Raw genomic sequence first — 549 nt, forward strand, 5'->3', positions numbered from 1 at the left:
GAAATCAGGATAGCCTTATTCTCAAAGGGCTGTCCAAAAGCCCCTTACACAGTCCCTCGAAATCGAAGTTCTGCTTATTTTTACGGAGTATGTTGGCAGCGCCCTTGATGTCGGCATTGGCCGTCCTGCCGTTGGCGAAACGGTACAGGCCGCGCCGGATTCGTTTCCCGCTGAACGTTCCTGTATAGGGTGTATCCGGCTGGTATACGGGAATGTTGTCCAAATCCAGGCAGCTGGCCTGAGAGGTATACGATTCTTCCTGTTCCAGATAGGTTATCCCATAGCGTTCACACAGGTGTTTCAAGGTACTACGCAGATAGCTCAGACTGATTTGAGTGAAATGCTGATTCATCACTTTGCCCAGCTTTAGTCCTCGTTTAAAATCGCGATTATAGCCGCAAACAATGGTACCTATCTGATGGTCAATGCAGAAATTAACAATGTAACGGGCTGTCTTGCAAAGGATGTCCTTCATCCGGAAATTGCGTTTCTTCGCTAACTGACAGAGCTGGTTCGTCGTCTTCCGGCCCTGCTTGGCGGCAATGCTTT

Annotated in this window: 1 protein-coding gene; it reads right to left on the bottom strand. The window is 49.0% G+C overall.

Annotated features, from left to right (window positions below):
* Nucleotides 1–4: 4 nt before the first annotated feature.
* On the bottom strand, nt 5–549 hold a 545-nt coding region (locus WMO23_RS11480), incomplete at its 5' end, for an IS200/IS605 family accessory protein TnpB-related protein (protein ID WP_349174166.1).

The organism is Megasphaera intestinihominis, assembly GCF_040096415.1.
Lineage (GTDB): Bacteria > Bacillota > Negativicutes > Veillonellales > Megasphaeraceae > Megasphaera > Megasphaera intestinihominis.